17 protein-coding genes and 1 tRNA gene are annotated in these 16,813 nt (G+C 71.4%); 5 read left to right on the top strand and 13 right to left on the bottom strand.

The window, feature by feature from the left end; translation table 11 throughout:
* Positions 1–71: 71 nt before the first annotated feature.
* Positions 72–145 (bottom strand) — tRNA-Met (locus tag KGQ19_RS02870).
* Between the two features lie 84 nt (positions 146–229).
* Positions 230–3,148 (bottom strand): UPF0182 family membrane protein, encoded by a 2,919-nt coding sequence (locus KGQ19_RS02865; RefSeq protein ID WP_212007453.1) that lies wholly within the window; start codon positions 3,146–3,148, stop codon positions 230–232.
* Between the two features lie 147 nt (positions 3,149–3,295).
* Here KGQ19_RS02865 and KGQ19_RS02860 point away from each other — a divergent pair, with 147 nt between their 5' ends.
* Positions 3,296–3,844 carry a PPA1309 family protein gene (locus tag KGQ19_RS02860; RefSeq protein ID WP_212007452.1) on the top strand — a complete coding sequence of 183 codons (549 nt, stop codon included), beginning with the start codon at positions 3,296–3,298 and terminating at the stop codon, positions 3,842–3,844.
* A gap of 123 nt (positions 3,845–3,967) precedes the next feature.
* On the opposite strand, the gene KGQ19_RS02855 is transcribed toward KGQ19_RS02860, so the two are convergent.
* The 4 genes from KGQ19_RS02855 to KGQ19_RS51660 all read right to left on the bottom strand — a co-directional run bounded on the left by KGQ19_RS02855 (position 3,968) and on the right by KGQ19_RS51660 (position 6,955).
* Positions 3,968–5,038 carry a YlbL family protein gene (locus KGQ19_RS02855; RefSeq protein WP_212007451.1) on the bottom strand — a complete coding sequence of 357 codons (1,071 nt, stop codon included), beginning with the start codon at positions 5,036–5,038 and terminating at the stop codon, positions 3,968–3,970.
* Positions 5,039–5,134: 96 nt separating this feature from the next.
* Complete coding sequence (locus KGQ19_RS02850) at positions 5,135–5,320, bottom strand: hypothetical protein (RefSeq protein WP_212007450.1); 186 nt, start codon at positions 5,318–5,320, stop codon at positions 5,135–5,137.
* A 40-nt stretch (positions 5,321–5,360) separates the two neighbouring features.
* Entirely contained in the window at positions 5,361–5,852 is a 492-nt protein-coding gene (locus tag KGQ19_RS49230; protein WP_307856334.1) for a molybdenum cofactor biosynthesis protein MoaE, read from the bottom strand.
* Complete coding sequence (locus tag KGQ19_RS51660) at positions 5,849–6,955, bottom strand: NAD-dependent epimerase/dehydratase family protein (RefSeq protein WP_194893343.1); 1,107 nt, start codon at positions 6,953–6,955, stop codon at positions 5,849–5,851. The genes KGQ19_RS49230 and KGQ19_RS51660 overlap by 4 nt, the downstream gene beginning before the upstream one ends.
* A gap of 96 nt (positions 6,956–7,051) precedes the next feature.
* Here KGQ19_RS51660 and KGQ19_RS02835 point away from each other — a divergent pair, with 96 nt between their 5' ends.
* Complete coding sequence (locus KGQ19_RS02835; RefSeq protein WP_212007449.1) at positions 7,052–8,677, top strand: zinc-dependent metalloprotease; 1,626 nt, start codon at positions 7,052–7,054, stop codon at positions 8,675–8,677.
* 46 nt (positions 8,678–8,723) lie between these two features.
* On the opposite strand, the gene KGQ19_RS02830 is transcribed toward KGQ19_RS02835, so the two are convergent.
* Complete coding sequence (locus KGQ19_RS02830) at positions 8,724–9,266, bottom strand: M48 metallopeptidase family protein (RefSeq protein WP_212007448.1); 543 nt, start codon at positions 9,264–9,266, stop codon at positions 8,724–8,726.
* A 164-nt stretch (positions 9,267–9,430) separates the two neighbouring features.
* Positions 9,431–10,234 carry an enoyl-CoA hydratase/isomerase family protein gene (locus KGQ19_RS02825; RefSeq protein ID WP_212007447.1) on the bottom strand — a complete coding sequence of 268 codons (804 nt, stop codon included), beginning with the start codon at positions 10,232–10,234 and terminating at the stop codon, positions 9,431–9,433.
* A 105-nt stretch (positions 10,235–10,339) separates the two neighbouring features.
* Here KGQ19_RS02825 and KGQ19_RS02820 point away from each other — a divergent pair, with 105 nt between their 5' ends.
* A complete protein-coding gene (locus tag KGQ19_RS02820; protein ID WP_194893347.1) occupies positions 10,340–10,501 on the top strand; it encodes a DUF5679 domain-containing protein in 162 nt (53 codons plus the stop codon).
* 154 nt (positions 10,502–10,655) lie between these two features.
* On the top strand, positions 10,656–11,930 hold the full coding sequence (locus KGQ19_RS02815; RefSeq protein ID WP_212007446.1) for a hypothetical protein: 1,275 nt from the start codon (positions 10,656–10,658) through the stop codon (positions 11,928–11,930).
* A gap of 2 nt (positions 11,931–11,932) precedes the next feature.
* On the opposite strand, the gene KGQ19_RS02810 is transcribed toward KGQ19_RS02815, so the two are convergent.
* The 5 genes from KGQ19_RS02810 to sigE all read right to left on the bottom strand — a co-directional run bounded on the left by KGQ19_RS02810 (position 11,933) and on the right by sigE (position 15,583).
* Positions 11,933–12,910 (bottom strand): hypothetical protein, encoded by a 978-nt coding sequence (locus KGQ19_RS02810; RefSeq protein ID WP_212007445.1) that lies wholly within the window; start codon positions 12,908–12,910, stop codon positions 11,933–11,935.
* Positions 12,911–13,023: 113 nt separating this feature from the next.
* Positions 13,024–13,803: a hypothetical protein gene (locus KGQ19_RS02805; protein ID WP_212007444.1), complete on the bottom strand. Its 780-nt coding sequence runs from the start codon at positions 13,801–13,803 to the stop codon at positions 13,024–13,026.
* A 6-nt stretch (positions 13,804–13,809) separates the two neighbouring features.
* Positions 13,810–14,241 (bottom strand): sec-independent translocase, encoded by a 432-nt coding sequence (locus tag KGQ19_RS02800; protein ID WP_194896048.1) that lies wholly within the window; start codon positions 14,239–14,241, stop codon positions 13,810–13,812.
* Between the two features lie 194 nt (positions 14,242–14,435).
* The gene (locus tag KGQ19_RS02795) at positions 14,436–14,975 is read right to left on the bottom strand and encodes an anti-sigma factor family protein (RefSeq protein ID WP_212007443.1); all 540 of its coding nucleotides are present in this window, start codon (positions 14,973–14,975) and stop codon (positions 14,436–14,438) included.
* Entirely contained in the window at positions 14,972–15,583 is a 612-nt protein-coding gene (gene sigE / locus KGQ19_RS02790) for an RNA polymerase sigma factor SigE (protein WP_413562693.1), read from the bottom strand. Before sigE ends, KGQ19_RS02795 begins: the two co-directional genes overlap by 4 nt.
* 544 nt (positions 15,584–16,127) lie before the next feature.
* On the opposite strand from sigE, the gene KGQ19_RS02785 reads away from it, so the two are divergent.
* The gene (locus KGQ19_RS02785) at positions 16,128–16,763 is read left to right on the top strand and encodes an O-methyltransferase (RefSeq protein ID WP_212007488.1); all 636 of its coding nucleotides are present in this window, start codon (positions 16,128–16,130) and stop codon (positions 16,761–16,763) included.
* Positions 16,764–16,813: the final 50 nt, after the last annotated feature.

Raw genomic sequence — 16,813 nt, 5'->3', positions numbered from 1 at the left:
CTACGGACACCATGCGGTCCGACCGATAAACGCCGAAGGGCCCGGTTCCGAAGAACCGGGCCCTTCCCTAGTAGCGGGGACAGGATTTGAACCTGCGACCTCTGGGTTATGAGCCCAGCGAGCTACCGAGCTGCTCCACCCCGCGTCGGTGAACTAAAGGTAACCCGCGGAGGGTCGCAAGAGCAAATCGAATAGGCGCGCGCCAGCGGACCCGTGGGTCACACGGGTGTCACTTGGCCGGCTGACGGGCGTTCTCGAGGGCTTGGGCGCGGGCCAGGGCCTGCTGGACGGCCTGCTCGGCAGCGCCGAAGGCCTGCCAGTCCGGCGGGGTCTTCGACAGGGCCGCTCGGGCGGTGTTCTGGGCGGCGACGGCGTCGGCGAGGGCCTGTTTCAGCTGGTCGTCCACGGTCACCGGGTTCTCGCCCGTGGTCGCGCCGGAGGTGCCGGAGAAGATCTCGTCGAGGCCCTGTTGCAGGGTGGGGGCGAAGGCCGTGTTGCCGCCGAAGGCCACCATGACGCCCTTCAGCAGCGGGTACGTGGCCGGTCCGGTGGCCGGCTGCGCGTACACCGGCTCGACCGACAGCAGGCCGCCGCCGAGCGGCAGGGTCAGCAGGTTGCCTTCGACCACCCGCGCGTTGTCGGCGCCGAGGGCGTTCAGCTGGTCGGCGAAGGCGCTCTGGAAGGCGCTCTGGATCTGGCCCGGGCCCGGCACGCTGGTGCCGGAGGGGATCTCCAGGACCCTGATCTTGCCGTAGCCGGGCCCGGGATCGCAGTCCACGGCCATGTACGCGGCCACATCGCCGCGGTTCACCGGGGTCAGCGTCGACGCCAGGGAGAAGGACGGCGCAGGCTGGCCGGGCATCTGGAGGGTCAGGTAGTTCGGGGCCTGCGGCTGCGCGGAGGTCTTCGTCGGGTCGGCCGGGGCGTTCCAGGCCGAGGTGCCGCTGAAGAACGCCGAGGCCGAGGTCACGTGGTAGCGGCCGAAGAGGTCGCGCTGCGCGGTGAACAGGTCCTGCGGGTATCGCAGGTGCGCCAGCAGGTCGGGGCTGATCGCCGCGCGCGGCTTCACGGTCCCGGGGAAGGCCTTCATCCAGGTCTTCAGGATCGGGTCGCCGGCGTCCCAGGCGTAGAGCGTCACCGCGCCGGTGTCGGCGTCGACCGTGGCCTTCACCGAATCGCGGACGTAGTTGACCTTGCTGGTGCCGTCCGACAGGTGCGTCGTGGTCGAGTACGGATACGCGGAGGTGGTCGTGTAACCGTCGACCACCCACAGGATGCGGCCGTCCACCACCGCCGGGTACGTGGCGCCGTCCAGAGTCAGCCACGGCGCGACCGCCTGCACGAGTCGCAGAGGGTCGCGGTCGTACACGATCCGCGAATCCTTACTCACACTGTCGGACAACAGGATCTTCGGTTGGCGGAACTTCGCCGCGTACATCAGCTTGTTCAGGAACGAGCCGACCGACACCCCCGGGGTCGAGGCCGCGGGGCCGCTGACGATCGAGTAGTCCGGCAGGCCGGAGCCGAAGTAGACGCGCGGCTCGTAGCTGCCGAGGCTGCCGCTGGGCGGGAGGTTCTGCTCGATGTAGTCCGGCGAACCATCGGCCTGCACGGCGGCGCCCTTGGCAGCCGCGAAGCCATAGCCGTGGGTGTGCTGCAGGTGCTCGCTGTACCAGCCGCGCTGGGCGGCGGGCAGCCCGGCGAGGTTGACGCCGGTGACCCCGACGATCGCGTCCTGGACTTTGCCGTTCACCGGGTAGCGGTCCACGGCCAGGGTGTCGGGGAATTCGTACGACGCGCGGGACGGGTCCTGCTGTTGCTGGTTGAAGGCCGCCGAGAGCAGCGCGGGGTCCGCGACGCGGATCTGGGCGACGGCCTGGGCATCCGGGGTCAGCTGGTTCTGTATGGTGCCGGTCTTGGCCGCGTAGGAGTCCTCCTCGATGCCGTTGAGCCCGTAGGCGGCCCGCGTGGCGTCGATGTTCCGCTGGATGTACGGCGCCTCCTTCGCCGCCTGGTTCGGGTTCACCTGGAACTGCTGCACCGCCAGCGGATAGACCCCGCCTATCACCACCGAGGCCAGCACCATCAGCGAGACGCCGAGCGCCGGCAGGGCCCAGGCATGGCCGCCGCGGTCGATGACCGGGACGGCGCCCCGGACGATCAGCCGGACCGCGTTGCCGAAGAACAGCAGCGCGCACAGCACCGCGATCACCAGCAGGATCGTCTTGGCCGGCAGGACCGCGTGCACGTCCTTGTAGGTCGGGCCGGCCCAGCCGCTGGTGATCTTGGAGGAGACGACGCTGAGCGAGTACCGGTCGAGCCAGTAGGCGTAGGCCTTCACCAGGACCAGGCAGCCGAGCAGGATCGAGATGTGGACCTGCGCGGCGCGGGTGGCGCGGGAGCCGAGGCTGTGTCCCATCAACGATCTGGAGCCGGCCGTGCGGCTGCCCGCGGGCGGGGTCAGGGCGACGCCGGCGTAGAGGTAGTGCGTGAGCAGCGCGGCGAGCAGGCAGAGCAGCACCGCGGCGACCAGGAAGCCCTGGATGTGGCGCAGCCAGGGCAGGGTGAAGACGTAGAAGCCGATGTCCTTGTGGAACTCGGCGTCCTCGGTGCCGAACGGGACCGAGTTGGCCCACATCAGGTAGGTGCGCCAGGAGCCCGCGGAGGAGGCCCCGGCGGCGATGCCGAACAGGACCGAGGCCCCGGTCAGGATCCAGGCCAGGAACGGCGCCAGGCCCATCCGGTAGCGGTCCAGCGCCTGCTGTTCCAGGGAGACGCCGGTCAGTGGCGGGCGGAAGCGGTAGGCGAGCCAGATGTTGGTGCCGACCAGGACCGCCATCAGGGTGCCGAAGACGAGGAACAGCACGGCCTGGGTGATCGTCCGGGTCCGGTAGACGGGCCCGCCGCCGATGGAGTGGTACCACAGGTAGGAGGTGTAGACGCCGTCGAAGAGCAGGAAGACGACGACCAGCACCAGCATGATCATCAGGGTGATCGCCAGGACCTTGGTGCGCCGCGGCGGGACCCCGAACGCGACCCGGTATCCGTTCCGGGCGCCGAACCCGCCGGACGATCCCGCCGGGTGGCCGTTCTTGTCGCCCCCGGCGTCACTGTCTTCACCACCGAAGTTCGGCATCTCGAACGCCACGGGCTCAGCGTACGCGGGGGTGCGGGCGGACCGCGCATACCCCACGGCGCGTTCGTCATATGAAACGGCTGGAGCGTGTGGCGATAGCCGCCCCGGCCCCGGCGGCACCCGGTCGGCGGCTCCCCGATCGCGGGGGAGAATGGCGGCATGAGCTCTGTCGCCAGCGTCGCCCTGATGCAGTCCGTCGTCGAGATCGAGCAGCACGTCGCCGCCGACGGCTGGAACCAGCGCCCCCGCATGTTCGCCCTGGTCCCCACCGCCGACCTGCTGGTCACCCAGCCCAGCATGGCCGCCGCCCTGGGCCTGACCGACGAGTCGGCGGAGTCCGGCGGCATCCCCGGCCTCACCTCGATCGAGCAGGACGGCCTGGCCCTGGACCAGCCGCTGGACGAGATGCTGGCCAAGATGGTCTGGCCGGCCGCCGTCGAGGGCTGCGCGCTGGTGATCGAGTCGCAGATGCTCCCCCCGAGCGCCGAGGAGCAGATCCCGCAGGACCCGAAGGGCGCCGAGCTCGAGCGCTGGGTGACGAAGCACCCGGAGCGCCAGGACGTGCGCATGGCGGTCGCCGTGCTGCGGGACGGCACCCGGCAGGCGGCGATCCGGCTGCGGTCGAAGGACTCGGACATGGAGGTGCTGTCCGGGCCGGACCTCGTGCCGAACCTGACGGCGGCACTCCTGGAGACTTTTGAGGAATAGCGGAATAAGCGAAGGCGGCGAGCCGAATCGGCCCGCCGCCGGAGCTTGTCGAACGCCGGAGCTTGTCGAACGCCGGAGCTTGTCGAACGCCGGAGCGGCCGCCGCCGACGCGGCGGACTCAGCTCAGCTGCATCCCTGAGGTGTCCCCCCGGCCCGCAGCGTGTTCAGCGCGGTGAGCGCGTCCTGCAGCGTGTTCACCTTCACCAGGCGCAGGCCGCTCGGGACGTTCTTGACCGCGTCGGCGCAGTTGGCGGCCGGGGTGAGGAAGACGGTGGCGCCGTCGCGCTTGGCGGCCAGGGTCTTCATCTGGATGCCGCCGATCGGGCCGACCGCTCCGGTGGAGTCGATGGTGCCGGTGCCGGCGATCTTCAGACCGCCGGTGAGGTCCTGCTGGGACAGCTCGTCGATGATGCCGAGGGCGAACATCATCCCGGCGCTGGGGCCGCCGACGTTGTCGAGCTGGATCTTCACGTCGAACGGGAAGACGTTCTGGGTGCCCGGCAGGAAGCCGACCAGGGCCCGGGACGGGCCGCTGTCGTTGGACTGCGTCGTCACCACCGAGACCTGCTGCTGCTTGCCGTCGCGGGTCACGGTGAACACCACCGTGTCGCCCGGCTTGTGCTTCTGGATCAGGGTGTGGACGTCGTTGGGGTTGGCCAGCTGGGTGCCGTCCACCGCGTCGATGACGTCCTGCGGCTGCAACTTGCCGTCGGCCGGGCTGCCCGGGGTGACCGAGTCCACGATCACCTCGGTGCGCAGCGGCTTGATGTTCTTCGCGGCCAGCGCGGCGGTGATCGCCTGGTCCTCGGAGTCGTCGAACATCGCGGTGTTCTGCTGCGTCGCCTCCTGCGCGGTCTGCCCCTCGGGGTAGATGACCGTGCGCGGGACCACGATCTTGTCGCTGGACAGCCAGCCGGAGAGCACCTCGACGCTGTTCGGCTTGTAGTCCGCGCGGGAGACCTCGACGGTGACCATGCGCAGCTGCCCGCCGCCGGTGTGCGGGTAGGTCTGGGTGCCGCTGATCGCGATGACCGGCTTGGCCGGCTGCCCGGAATCCGTGGAGTAGCTGCCCAGGGTGTCGTACGTCGGGCCCGGCGACATCTCCGCGTACGGCGTCGGGATCAGGAACGCCGAGGCCGTGAGCAGGGCGACCGTCGTTCCGGACAAGGTCAAGGTGAGGGCTCGGCGCTGCATTCCACAGATGCTATCTGTTGCAGTCTGAAGCGGCGCTGAGACCGGGGTCACCAATCGGGACGCGGGACCGCGCGGGAAGATCCACCGCTTCCTCGCCTACACCGGCGGCACGGCCTCGGGCCCAACCGGGTCCTCGTTGGAGATGGCTTCCCGGAAGCGGCGATACGCGTGGATCGTGTCGTCGTCACTGGGCCGCCGCACGTGCCGGGCAAGGGCGGACACAGCCGCCGCCAGGACCACGGCGCCGACCGGGATCGCCCACCAAGCCAGGATCGACAGCACACGGTGACTGTAACGCACCGGAGGGTCACTCGCGGCGGATCTAGCAGCCGACCCACTCGTGGTCGCCGTCGGCGAACTCCTCGCGCTTCCAGATCGGCACCTGTTCCTTGAGCGTGTCGATGAATGCGCGACAAGCTGCGAACGCCTCGGCCCGGTGCGGCGCCGCCGCCCCGACCACGACCGCGAGGTCGCCGACGTCCAGTGCTCCGACCCGGTGGATCGCCGAGAGCGCGACCACGTCCGGGTGCTCGGCGGCCACGGCCTCCGCGACCTTCGCCAGAAGTTCGGCGGCAGAAGGGTGCGCGCTGTAGTCCAAAGCGGTGACGGACCGGCCGTGGTCGTGGTCGCGGACGACCCCGAGGAACAGGGCGATGCCGCCCGCGGTGCGGTGCGAGACGGCGGCGACGACCTCGTCGACGGAAAGTGGTTCCTCGCGCACGTCCGTATGGATGACGGGACGGATGACCGCGCGGCTGTCCGCGGCGAGTTCCTCCGCCTCGCCGCGCGCGGTGAGTTCCTTCTCCTCGATCACGTTACCGATCCTCCCCCACGGCGCTTCCGCCGTGCGCGTCGCACCAGGGCCGCGGTGCCTACCAGCGCGACCGTGGCGCCGGCCGCGCCGAGACCGGCCGCGGCGTCCTTCTTGCCCAGGCGCCGGGCCAGCGCCGCGTGGTGGCCGTCGATGTCCTCCAGGAGCTGGGCGAACGCTTCCTCGTTCGTAAAGGCGGGTTCCCACCCGGCTTCCCGGAGCTTCTTGTTGGAGACCGCCCATGGATGCATCACGTACTGCAGGTCGCTCGCGGGAGCCGGGGTCAGGTGCAGCCTGTGCAGTCGCTCCGCGGCGCCCACGGCGAGGCCTTCGGGGAGCTCCATCCTGCGCATCCCGGAAATCTCCTCCACCTCTTCCTGAGTGAGCCATCCATCAGATGCAACGGGCACGACCCCGTTCACCTTCCCCAGGGCCGCGTACTCCAGTGCCGACAGCAGGTCGTCGATGTGGCAGAACTGCCAGACCGGCTTCGACCCGCGCACCACCAGCAGCCGCGGCGCCTCGAAGTGCCGGGTCAGATAGGTGTCCACGCCCGGACCGACTATGGCCGCCGGGCGCAGGACGGTGACGGTCAGGCCGGGGTGCGCGCGGGGGGCGATCGCCGCCAGCCGCTCGATCTCCAACAGGTCGCCGACCAGGGTGCCGTCCGGGGTCGCGCGCAGCGGGGCGTCGTCTTCCAGCGGGAGAGCGTTGTCCGGAAGGGCGCCGTAGACCATCGCGGTGGACAACAGGACCACATGGTGGACGCCGGCGGCGGCCGCGGCGGTGAGGGCGGTCTGGGCCGCGCGGACGTTGCGCGCGGTGCGTTCCCGAGGCTCGGAGTTCAGATCGGAGTCCAGCGCCAAGTGCACCAGCGTGTCCACCCCGGAGAGCCGTTCGGCCAGGTGGGGGTCGGTGACATCGCCCAATCGCCAGGTCGCCGGGGCCGCTCCGCGCTCGGCGTCCAGCCCCACCACCCGGCGCACCTCGCCGCCGAAGGCCAGCTTGCCGGTCAGTGCCTCACCCAATCTGGCGGCCGCTCCCGTGACGGCGACTGTGGGCTTGCTGGTGCGGCCGGTGCGCTTGCGGTCCGGCGAGGAACTCACTGAGGCTCTCCTGTGGTTACGTTAGATGTATAGAGGAAGTCAGGCTCCGCGCTGTCAACCGATCCTTCTCCCCCGTCGTCCGTGAGGTCACCCGCCGTGAACAAGAACCCCGAAGACCACAACCCGTCGGACGGCGACGAGTCGCAGAACCAGGGTAAGCGCCCGGACGGCCCCGTTGATCCGTTGGGGGCCATGTTCCAGCAGATGTTCGGCGGAACCGGGGCGCAGTCCCCGGGCTCGAACATCCCGGGCATGCCGGACCCCCAGATGCTGCAGATGGTGTTCAGCCAGATCCAGGCCCTGATGAGCGGCGGCGGGGACGGCGCCGTGAACTGGGACCTGGCCAAGACCATGGCGCGCAACACCGTGGCCGCCGCCGGCCCGGACCCCTCGCCCACCGACGGCGAGCAGCGCACCTACGACGGTGCCGTGCAGCTGGCCGAGCACTGGTTGGACCAGGTCACCTCACTGCCGGCCGGCACCGCCGGCACCCGCGTGTGGTCCCGCGCGCAGTGGATCGAGGAAACCCTGCCGGTCTGGAAGCAGCTGGTCGAGCCGGTCGCCGACCGGATCACCTCGGCGATGGGCGAGGCGGTCGGCGGCGCGGTCGGCGAGCTGAACATGCCGGAGAGCCCGGAGGCCGCGGGTCTGCCGCCGGGCATGGGCGACATGCTGGGCAACCTGTTCGGCGGCGGCGCCGCCGGCGGCGGTGGCGGGAACCCGCTGGGCGGCATGCTCAAGCAGATGGGCACCGCGATGTTCGGCTCCCAGGTCGGCCAGGCCCTGGCCTCGCTGGCCGGCGAGGTGGTGTCCGGCAGCGACATCGGGCTGCCGCTGGGCCCGGAGGGCAAGGCGGTGCTGCTGCCGGCGAACGTGGACGCCTTCGCCGAGGGCCTGGAGATCGACATCGAGCAGGTCCGGCTGTACCTGGCGCTGCGCGAGGCGGCCTACCAGCGGCTGTTCTCGCACGTGCCGTGGCTCAAGCCGCGCCTGCTGGGCGCGGTCGAGGAGTACGCGCGCGGCATCACGGTCGACGCCTCCAAGTTCAGCGAGCTGGCCCAGCAGGCCGAGCAGATGGACCTGAGCAACTTGGACCCCTCGCAGCTGGAGAACATGCTGGGCGGCGGCGGCCTGTTCGCCCCGGTGGACACCCCGGCCCAGAAGACGGCCCTGGCCCGCCTGGAGACCCTGCTCGCGCTGGCCGAAGGCTGGGTGGACGCGGTGGTCCACGCCGCCGCGGCCCCGCAGATGTCGGCAGCGGACGCGCTGCGCGAGACGCTGCGCCGTCGCCGCGCGGCCGGCGGCCCGGCCGAGCAGACCTTCTCCGCGCTGGTCGGCCTGGAGCTGCGCCCGCGCCGGCTGCGCGACGCGTCCCGGCTGTGGGCATCCCTGACCGACGCCCGCGGGCTGGAGGGCCGCGACGCGGTGTGGTCGCACCCGGACCTGCTGCCGACTTCGGCGGACCTGGACGACCCGGACGGGTTCGTGCACGGCCGGGGCTCGGACTCCGAGGACGGGCTGGAGTTCGACTTCTCGGGGCTGGACGAGCTGTTGGGCGGCGGGGCTGTGGATAAGTCCGAGGACAAGGGCGGCGAGGACAAGCCTGCCGAGGGCAAGAGCGGCGAGAGCGGCGAGACCGGGCAGGGCGGCCAGAGCGGCGGCAAGACCGGCGACAAGACCGAAGGCCCGGACGAAGGCGGCGAGGACCAGCCGAAGAAGTAGCAGCCGGCATCGAGGGCGGGCGCGTCGTCGCCCGCCCTCGCTACTTTCAGTCCGCGTCGTCCCCGGCCTCGCCGCCCCCGGCGGAGGCGAAGCCCTCCAGGAACCCGCGGGCCCGCTCCGTCTTCGGGTACACGCTCATCAGCTCCCAGAACCGCGGGCCGTGGCTGGGGACCAGCAGGTGCGCGAGTTCGTGCAGCAGGACGTAGTCCAGCACGTACTCCGGCATGCCGCGGACCCGGTCGGAGATGCGGATGGTGCCGTCCACAGGCGTGCAGGAGCCCCAGCGGGCCTGCTGGTTCGTGACCCAGCGGACGCTTGAGGGTTGGGCCCGGCTGTCGTAGTAGCGGGCTGACAGGTCGCGGGCGCGGCGAGAGAGTTCGCCATCGTCCGGCCTTCGTTTCTTCTCCTGGCCGGCCAGCCGGGCCAGCATCTTGTCGACCCACTGCTTCTCTTCCGCGCGTGTCATCTGCGCGGGGATCAGGACGACGGTCTTGTCGCCGTCCCGGTACGCCGAGACGGTGCGCCGCCGCCGGTTGCTGCGTCGCACCTCGATCTGACCGCCCTGGTGGGGGGCATCGTCGAGTCCCACGGCATGGGACCCTAGCGTGTGGCACCCCCTCATGGCGTTACCGAAATGACACGCCGGGGCGTCGGGAACGGCGGAAATCGGATTGTCCACACGCCGTGCACAGGTTTTCCACAGAGTTATCCACAGGCAGGCCGATCCTGTGGGTTACGTAACACAAAGAGTGATCAGCGGCCGGTGAAGCGGGGTGCGCGCCGCTCCCGCTGGGCCGCCAGACCCTCCTGAAGGTCCTCGGTGGCCATCGTGATCGGCTGCGCCAGCGCCTCCCAGCGCAGCGCCGCCTCGAACGACTCGTGGCCCGCGCCGACCAGCGCCTGCTTGGTGAGCTTCACCGCGATCGGCGCGCCGGCGGCGACGTCGGAGGCGATCCGCTCGATCTCCCCAGGGAAGTCCCCGGCGGGGAACACCCTGTTGAAGACGCCGAGGGCGACCGCCTCGGCGCCGCTCACCGCGCGGTTGGTGTAGAGGAGTTCGCGGGCGTTGGCCATCCCGACCACCTCGGGCAGCAGCCAGGTCGCGGCCATCCCGGGGTGCATGCCGAGTTTGGTGAACGGCACGGCGAACTTCGCGGTGTCCACCGCGTAGCGCAGGTCACAGGCCAGGGCCAGGCAGGCGCCCGCGCCGACCGCCGGACCGTTGACCGCGGCGATGGTCGGGACCGGCAGATCCCGCAGGCTCAGCCAGATCCGGTAGAACGGCAGCATCTTGTCGCGGAGTTTTTCCACAGGCGCGCCGGGTTCGGCACCGATCCAGCCGAGATCACCGCCGGCGCAGAACGCGGAGCCGGCTCCGGTCACCACCACACAGCGCACTTCCTCGTCCCGCGCGATCTCCCGCATGAGCCGCTCCCACGACTCGGTCATCGGCGCGGTCATCGCGTTGCGCCGGTCCGGGTCGTCCAACCTGACGGTCAACACACCATCCGACGTGCGGTTAACGGCGAGGAGGGGATATTCGCGCGACTCAGGCATGGCGTCAGCGTAGCGGTGCGGTTTGGGCCCCGCGCTGCCGTATGGTGTTCCGCGTTCGGGGTGAAAGGTACATCTGCTCTCAGATATGGAACGGAGCGACAAATCATGGCGGAGTCGTCGTACACCGGGGACGCCTACTGCGTGAAGTGCAAGGAGAAGAAGAACTTCACCGGTCAGGTGAAGGTCAGCGACTCGGGCCGGCGGATGGCGCAGGGCATCTGCCCGACCTGCGGGACCAAGCTCAACCGGATCCTGGGCAAGGCCTGAGGATCGACGGTTCGCTACGGCGGCCGGTCCTCCGGCCGCCGTATGGGTGAATTAGGACGTTGTCAGCTGCGCCGGACCGCGCGGGTGACGCAAGGTGGGAATACGCGGGCAAGCGCGGCGGAATGCGGGGGCTGACACGGCGGGAGGTCAGGGCGTGCGTCCGGTGCTGAAGGCGGGGCTGCGACGACTGTGGCGGCCCGGCGGCGCGTTGCAGGTGGGGGTGACTCCGGGACGCTCACTGCTGCTGAACGGGCTGAGCCCGGCCGCGACCGCGTTCGTAGCGGCCCTGGACGGCCACAGAGACATCAACGGACTGCTGGCCCACGCCGAGGAGTTGGGACTGTCCGGCGCGCAGGCCACGACCCTGCTCGACGTGCTGGCCCGGGCCGGATTCCTCGACGACGCCGGCTACGACCCAGGCCCGATACTGCGCGCCCTGGACATCTCCGAGCTCGACCGGCTGGCCCCGGACCTGTCCGCGCTGGCCCTGGGATACCTGGTGCCCGGCGGCGCGATGCGGGCGATGACCCGCCGCCGGATGGCGGTGGTCGCGGTGTACGGGTGCGGGCGGGTCGGAGCGTCGGTGGCGCACATGCTGGCCGCGGCGGGGATCGGGTGTGTGGTGCCGATCGACGCCGGACGGGCTCGGCCCGCGGACGCGGCGCCGGCCGGGTTCCGGAATCCTCGGGGGCTGAGTCACCGGGATGAGCGAGAGGTACCGGGGCCTCGGCGAGGTCGTGGGGCTCGGGCCGCGAGCAAGGCGAGCGCGAGCGCGAGTAGCGCGACAAGTGCCGACGATCGACTGGACAGCGATCAACAAGACACCGATCAGCCGACTGCCGGCGCCGGCATCGAAACCGACCTCGCGGCTCCCCCACCACGCCGACAGGACCTGGTCCGGGCCCTGATCCGTTCCTCGGCCCCCTCGACCCGCACCACGCTCCCGGCCAACCGCCAGCACCCCGACCTCGCGGTCCTGGCCCCGATCGCCGACGGCTACCCGGCCCTGGCCGCCACCATGCAGGACTCGGGCGTACCGCATCTGTCGGTCGAGGTACACGAGACCACCGGCGTGCTCGGCCCGTTCGTCCAACCGGGCCGCACCTCCTGCCTGCGCTGCCGCGACCTATACCGCACCGAACGCGACCCGGGCTGGCCCCGCGCGATGGTGCCGTTCGGCGGCGTGGACGCGGTGCCGGCCGCCGAGGACCGCCCCTGCGACATCCTCCTGGCCACACACCTCGCGACGCTGGCGGTGCTGCACATCCTGGCCTGGGTGGAAGGCGACCCGCCGCCGACCGTGAACGGCACGCTGGAAGTGGTACCGCCGTTCGGCGCGCAGACCCGCCGCGAGCGTCCACCGCATCCGGACTGTGGATGCTTGGTCCACACGGAACCGGCTGCCCCCACGCCACTTGTGCGCAGGTAGCGCTAGAGAACGCCGGTCACCACCAACACACCGATGACCAGCAGGGTGACGGCGGTCAGCGCGTTGGCACGCCGCTCGATCCACGGTGCGGTCAGGAGGCTGGCACCCTTGGCGGCGGCCAGGGTCAGGCCGACCATGACGGCGACGGTGGCCAGAGCGAAGGCGATCAGGACGCCGAGCGCCGGGCCGGCACCGACAGCGCCCGCGGCGAGGAAGAGCGGGAGGATGGTCAGGTCAGGGCTGGCCGCGGCGCCGAAGGGGGCCAGCGCGGTCAGCAGGTTGCGGCGGCGGTGCACCTCGGGCTCGGACCTGGCAGCTGCGCCAGGCAACATCGGCCAGGCTCGGCGGCGCTGCGGCCCGGGCACGCGTCTAGCAGCTACCCCCGGCAGCATCAGCCGGATGCGGTGGCGCTGCGGTTCGCGCGCGCAATCACTCGCCGCGCCGGGCAAGGTCAGCGATTCGGATTCTGCCGAGGCGGTTCGGTGTTCCAGAACCGCGATGCTGCTACTCAAGCCGCGGGCAGCTTGCGCGGGCAGATGTGCTTTCGCGGTCGCGGTCGGCTTAGCGCCATCGCAGGCAGGTCCGTGGTCGTGGTCGTGTTCGCGGTCAAGGTCGCGTTCGCATTCGTGATCGTGATCGTGATCGTGATCGTGATCAGCATGCGAATGCCGAAGCCCGACCCCCAAAACCTCCATCACCACCAACACCACCCCGGTAGCCACCAAAACCCCGCCGACCACCACCCCCGTATGCCGAGCCACCGCCTCCCGGAACCGCAGCCCCACCGCGGCCAGCGCCACCCCGAACAGCACCGACACCACCACGTGCGTCACCGCGGCGGCCAGCGCCAGCCGGGCCACGCGGCGCAGCGGATAGCGCCGCGTGCGCGCCAGCACCGCCAGCGGCATCCAGTGGTCCGGGAGGATCGCGTGGCCGATGCCGATGCCGGTGGCGGCCAGGAGCATGGGAAGGATCGTCACGTCTGCCCCTCGGGTGGTCGTCCCCGCCGGGGCGCGGACGCGAAGACTTGCGGGCGCGCGGGCCCCCAGAAGGTGTTCGTGGTCGGGGCGCCGGGCGGCCGGCGCCGCCGCCGTCAGCGCGGCAGCGCCTCGTAGCCGTCCCAGGCGTCCAGCGTGACCTGCTCGAAGCCCAGGCCGTAGGCCGTCACGCCGCGGCCGTAGGCGCCGAGCCAGCACTCGCGCAGTTCCGCGGCCAGGACCCAGCCGTACTCGGACTCGCGGTAGCGGAAGCGGGTGGGCTTGCCGTCGACCGGGAGCTGGACCGCGCGCCAGGGGGCGTCGTCCAGGTTCTCCGCGACCTCGTAGGCCAGCTCGGTCTGCTGGTGCAGCCAGTCGCCGCGCAGCGCCTTGTCCACAGCCCAGGGCCAGGCGTCGGACAGCAGCCCGAGGCCGGCCACGGCGGCCAGGGTGGACAGCGTGGTCGGTTCCAGGACGGTCGCGCCGCCGCCGGAGCGACGCCCCAGGCGGGCCATCGTCACCACGCCGCAGAAGCGCCGGGGGGACAGGTCGTCGGGGCGGCGGGCCGGGTGGTCGCCGTGGCCCAGCGTGCCGTATTCGGCGACGCCGTCCGGGCCGTGCATGATCGAGCCCAGCCAGCGGTCGCCGCCCCAGGCCTCGTCCAAGCCGTACCAAGGGATCGCGGTGCGCTGGCCGTCCCAGGCGTCGGGCTCGGAGGCGGCCAGGGCGGCGGCGGAGACGGAGGCCACCGGCGGGCCCGGAACGAAGTCGTCGTCTTGGCCGGAACCGCGCTGGACGAAACCGCGCTGGACGGCATCGCCCGCGACGGCGCCCCCCGCCGGGCCGATGTCGGCGGTCGGATCAGGGAAGTCTTCGGTGGAGATGGTGCTGCTCATGGAACCTCACGTCGCATCCGCGTCAAACGGCGGGCGCTCGCCCGCGGCCAGGCGCGGGGCGGGGGCCCGGTAGAGGGCATCGTCCGGGGTCGCGTCGTCGGCGGCCAGGGGCCTTCTGGCTCCCTCGGCCGCGCTGCGTATCTCGCCGTTGAGCGAGTCGGTGATGTCCCTGATCTCGCGGAAGTCGCCGTCTTCGGGTCCGAGCACGTGCTTGCGCACGAAGTTCTTCGGGTGCAGGTCGGTCAGCTCCAGGTCCTGGAACTCCGGACCCAGTTCCTTCTTCAGGTCGTTCTGGGCGTTCCGGGTGAACTCGCGGAACTGCCGCAGGGTGCGCGCCAAGCCCTGCACCGCGCTGGGCAGCTTGTCCGGGCCGAACAGCATGACGGCCAGGGCCAGCAGCGCGATCAGCTCCAGCGGGCTGATGTCGAGAAACGGCACGGTGGAAGGCTCCTGCTCTGGCGGGCGCGGCCGGCGGCTTTCCGGCGCTACGCGCTAGCGTAACTCCCGTCCGCCGGATGCCGGCCCCACGGCGGGCGGATATTCGTCGAACCTTACGCAGTCAAGGCTCGGCAATGCCGAGCCTTGACGTCAAGAGCGAGTCTGCGCACTCCCGCCGAAATCCTCCGGAACCCTCAGTGCCCCGGCGCGTAAGTGACGATCTGCGCCGGCGCCGGCTGGGCCGGCGAGTGCGAGGGACTGGCACTGGCGCTGAAGTCGCCGACCAGCCAGGCCCCGGTCCCCAGGGCGGCCAGCGATACCGCGCCGATCGCCGCCACCCGCAGCCGCTGCGGCCGTACCGGGGAGCGGCTGGCCGTGGGGCGGCCGGCCGCCGGAGCCGCCGGCGGGCGGATCGGCACGGTCTGGAACGAGAACGGCCCCGGGGCGCTGCCCGGGCCGCCGCCGGCCGGACCACCGCCGGCCCCGGGCTGGCCGGCGGAAGCGCCGGCCCCGGTGCCGCGGTTGGTGTCCAGGCTCAGCAATCCAAGCATCAGCTCCACCGGCACCTGGGGCGCCGCCATCGCACTGAGCCGCGACTTGAGCTGCCGCTCGGTCTCGGCCTCTTGACGGCACTCCGCACACTGCGCCAGGTGCCCGAGCATGCGCTCGCGGGTGCCGTGGTCGAGTTCGCCGTCGATCAGCGCGGTCAGGCGGTCTCCGAGGTGCCTGGTCACCGGCGGCCCTCCTTCGCGCCGGCCGCCGAAGCGGAGCCGCCGGGGGCCCGGTGCTCCAGGGCGGCGCGCAGCTGGGAGCGGCCGCGGTGGATCCGCGAGCGCACGGTGCCCAGCTTCACGTCCAGAGTGGTCGCGATCTCCTCATAGGACAGGCCCTCGATGTCGCACAGCACGACCGCGGCCCGGAACTCCGGGGCCAGCGAGGCGAGCGCCGCCTCGATGTCGGCGTCCATGTGCGAGTCGACGAAGATCCGCTCCGGCGACGGCTCGCGTCCGGGCAGCCGGTCGTCGGCGTCCTCGCCCAGGGAGTCGAAGCGGATGCGGGCCCGGCGCCGGACCATGTCCAGGAACAGGTTCGTGGTGATGCGGTGCAGCCAGCCCTCGAAGGTGCCCGGCTGGTAGCTGGACAGCGAGCGGAAGACCCGGATGAAGACTTCCTGGGTCAGGTCCTCGGCGTCGTGCTGGTTGCCGGTCAGGCGGTAAGCCAGCCGGTACACCCGCTGCGAGTGGGTCCGGACGATGTCGTCCCAACTCGGCGGTTCCCACCCGACGGCCGCGGCGTCCAGCGGCTGGGTCTGCCCAGCGGCGGGCACGGCCTCGGCCGGCATCGCGGTATCGGGGATGGTCTCGCCCCCGCGGCGGTTCTTTTCCAGGGCGGCCTTTCGGGCCGCACGCCGACGACGAAGTTCCCCGAGATCTATCCGCGGTCCAATGGTGTTGACCGGGACGGCTCCAGGATTGCGGGCGCTGTTGGCGTCAGCCACGACTGCCCCACCTCCTATTTCCAGTACCGCACTCATCACCATAGACGCCTGCCTCGCTGCTAAAGGCTGAAAGGAACCTGAGATCGGTCTAAGATCTCCCGGCCCTCCAAACCGTGAGCCACTGTCGAGGACAGAACGGCCGGTCACCAGCGTGAAGTTCCCGGGGGGCCGGTTCCCTTGAAGTGTCCGCTTACAGCGATCAGACGAACCGATCCCGACCCCGTCGCACCCGGGCGGGGCCCGCCGCGGGCGTCCGCCCGCTGTCTGCCAGTTAGTCCGACGTGGTATGCGCGCGGACAGGTGGCTACGCTCTTGATGCCCACTAGCAACCAACCGACCAGATCCCGGCCGAGCGCGGCGCCGGGACCCGCGACCCTCGGAGGCCGTCATCCCCAGTCACCGGCACGCCAGCCTGGCGTATGCGGAGGGGTACGTCGCCGAGGACGACGTGCTGGTCTCCGCACGCCGCGAGGCCCGGCGGCTGGGCATCGCCCCGGTCGAGCCCGGAACCGGCGCGGCCCTGCGACTGCTGGCGGCCACGCTCGGCGCCCGGGCGGTGGTGGACGTCGGCACCGGCGCGGGCGTGTCGGGGATATACCTGCTGCGCGGAATGCACCCGGCCGGGGTGCTGACGACCGTGGACGAGGACACCCAGGGCTCGCAGGCGGCCCGCCGGGCGTTCGCCGACGCCGGCTTCGCGGCCAGCCGCACCCGGGTGATCGGCGGGGCCGCCGGCTCGGTGCTGCCGCGGCTCGCCGACGGCGGCTACGACATGGTCTTCTGCGGCGGCCCGGGCGCGGACCACCTGGCCGGCTACGAGGAGACGCTGCGGTTGCTGCGGCCCGGCGGGCTGGTGGCCTTCGACGGGGCGCTCGGACAGGACCGGGTGGTCGACCCGTCGATCCGGGACGCGCGCACATCGGCGCTGCGGTATCTGCACCGCCAGGTCGCCGAGGACACCCGGCTGCTCCCGGCGCTGCTGCCCACCGGGGACGGGCTGCTCTGCGCGGTCAAGCGCCCCTAGGAAGCGCCGGGAACCGCCGGCAGCACCGCCCCAACGGCGGGGGCGGAAGT

This window comes from Catenulispora pinistramenti, from assembly GCF_018274385.1.
Lineage (GTDB): Bacteria > Actinomycetota > Actinomycetes > Streptomycetales > Catenulisporaceae > Catenulispora > Catenulispora pinistramenti.
The sequence above is the reverse complement of the archived record's forward strand: the minus strand, read 5'-3'. Positions and strand labels throughout refer to the sequence as shown.

Excerpts from the sequence above, each read along its gene's own strand:
- KGQ19_RS02860 (WP_212007452.1), top strand. The coding sequence starts at position 3,296 with ATGAGCTCTGTCGCCAGCGTCGCCCTGATGCAGTCCGTCGTCGAGATC.
- KGQ19_RS02855 (WP_212007451.1), bottom strand. The coding sequence starts at position 5,038 with ATGCAGCGCCGAGCCCTCACCTTGACCTTGTCCGGAACGACGGTCGCC.
- KGQ19_RS02825 (WP_212007447.1), bottom strand. The coding sequence starts at position 10,234 with ATGCCTGAGTCGCGCGAATATCCCCTCCTCGCCGTTAACCGCACGTCG.
- KGQ19_RS02820 (WP_194893347.1), top strand. The coding sequence starts at position 10,340 with ATGGCGGAGTCGTCGTACACCGGGGACGCCTACTGCGTGAAGTGCAAG.
- KGQ19_RS02805 (WP_212007444.1), bottom strand. The coding sequence starts at position 13,803 with ATGAGCAGCACCATCTCCACCGAAGACTTCCCTGATCCGACCGCCGAC.
- sigE (WP_413562693.1), bottom strand. The coding sequence starts at position 15,583 with ATGCCGGCCGAGGCCGTGCCCGCCGCTGGGCAGACCCAGCCGCTGGAC.